The sequence below is a fragment of the Brachybacterium sp. HMSC06H03 genome (assembly GCF_001807385.1).
Lineage (GTDB): Bacteria > Actinomycetota > Actinomycetes > Actinomycetales > Dermabacteraceae > Brachybacterium > Brachybacterium conglomeratum.
In genome coordinates, this window is sequence record NZ_KV788928.1 from 1 (window position 1) to 1,799 (window position 1,799).

A 1,799-nucleotide genomic window follows, 5' to 3' on the forward strand; every position below is an offset into this window, starting at 1 on the left:
CTGCACCGCTCCTGCGCGGAGCCGCGTCCGCCCCGTCCTCCGGGGCGGACGCGAGGCCGGCTCAGGCTCCGGTGAGCGCGCGGCGCATGTCCTCGGTGATCTGCTCGAGGTGCGCCGAGGCCGCACGGCGCACCTCGCCCAGCGCCGCCTCGTCGGCCCCGGCGGGGACCTCCTCGCGCACCTCGATGTAGCACTTGAGCTTGGGCTCCGTGCCGGAGGGGCGGACGATCACGCGCGCGTCGTCGGCGGTGGCGAGCAGCACCCCGTCGGTCGCCGGCAGGCCGGTGGTCTCCGCCGAGCCCTCGGCGAGGTCCTGCACCGTCGTGACCTCGGCGCCCGCCAGGGCTGCGGGCGGCTCGGCGCGCAGCCGCGCCATCATCACGTCCCGCTCGGCGAGCTCCGTGACCCGCAGCGAGAGCTGCGAGGTCGCGAACAGGCCGTGCTCCCGTGCGAGCTCGTCCAGGCGTCCGACGAGCGTGGTGCCGTCGGCGCGGGTGAGCGCCGCCATCTCGGCGACCATCAGCGCGGCGGAGAGGCCGTCCTTGTCTCGCACCACCTCGGGCAGCACGCAGTAGCCGATCGCCTCCTCGTAGCCGAAGACGATCCCCGGGGCGCGGGCGATCCACTTGAAGCCTGTCAGCGTCGTCGCGGCCTCGAGCCCCGCCGCCTGCGCGATCCGTCCCAGCCAGCGGCTGGAGACGACCGAGTTCGCGACCGTCCCCGCATAGCCGTGGCGGCGGATCAGGTGGTCGCCCAGTAGCACGCCGAGCTCGTCGCCCGTGAGCATCCGCCAGTCGCCGAGGTGCGGGTCGAGCACGGCGGCGGCGCAGCGATCCGCATCAGGGTCATTGGCGATGACCACGTCGGCCTCGAGGGTGCGGGCGAGCTCGAGGGCGAGGTCGATCGCGCCGGGCTCCTCAGGGTTCGGGAAGGCGACGGTGGGGAAGTCGGGGTCCGGATCGGCCTGCTTCGCGACCGGGTGCACCTCGGCGAAGCCGGTGCGGTGCAGGGCCGCGAGCGCCGTCTCGGTGCCCACGCCGTGCATCGCGGTGTGCACGATCCGCACCTGCCGCGGCCCCTCCGGATCCGGCAGCGCGCAGATCGCGGCGAGATAGTCCTCGCGCAGCTGCTCGCCGAGCACCTCCCAGCCCTCGGCGCGGGGGATCTCCCGCACGGGGCCGACGGCGGCGATGCGGGCGGCGATCTGCGCGTCCGAGGGCGGCACGATCTGCACGCCCTGTCCGTCGGGGGCGGAGGCGCGGCCGCCGAGGTAGACCTTGTAGCCGTTGTCCGCCGGCGGGTTGTGGGAGGCGGTGACCACGATCCCCGCATCGGCGCCGAGGTGGCGGACGGCGAAGGCGATCAGCGGGGTCGGGCCGTGCCGCTCCAGCAGATGCACGCGGCAGCCGGCCGCCGTCATGATCGCGGCGGAGGCGCGAGCGAAGTCCTCGGAGCGGTGCCGGGCGTCGAAGCCGATCACGACCAGCGGCTGCTCGAGGCCGAGATCGCCGGTGAGATGGTCGGCCAGGCCGCGCGCGGCGCGGGAGACCACGGCGAGGTTCATCCGGTGCGGTCCCGGGGCCATGCGGCCGCGCAGCCCGGCCGTGCCGAATTCCAGGTCGCCGGAGAAGGCGTCGCGGATCTCCTCGGCGGCCGCGGCATCGCCGGCATCCGCCTGCTCCAGGAGGTTCTCGAGCGCCGCCCGGGTGACGGGATCGGGGTCGTCGGCGATCCAGGCGGCGACCCGGGCACGCAGCTCGGCGTCCGGGCCGGGGGCGTCGCCGGCCGGACCGGCGGCG

Annotated in this window: 1 protein-coding gene; it reads right to left on the reverse strand. The window is 75.4% G+C overall.

Annotated features, from left to right (window positions below; translation table 11 throughout):
* Positions 1-61 precede the first annotated feature (61 nt).
* Complete coding sequence (locus tag HMPREF3159_RS14040; protein ID WP_070501753.1) at positions 62-1,756, reverse strand: phospho-sugar mutase; 1,695 nt, start codon at positions 1,754-1,756, stop codon at positions 62-64.
* Positions 1,757-1,799: the final 43 nt, after the last annotated feature.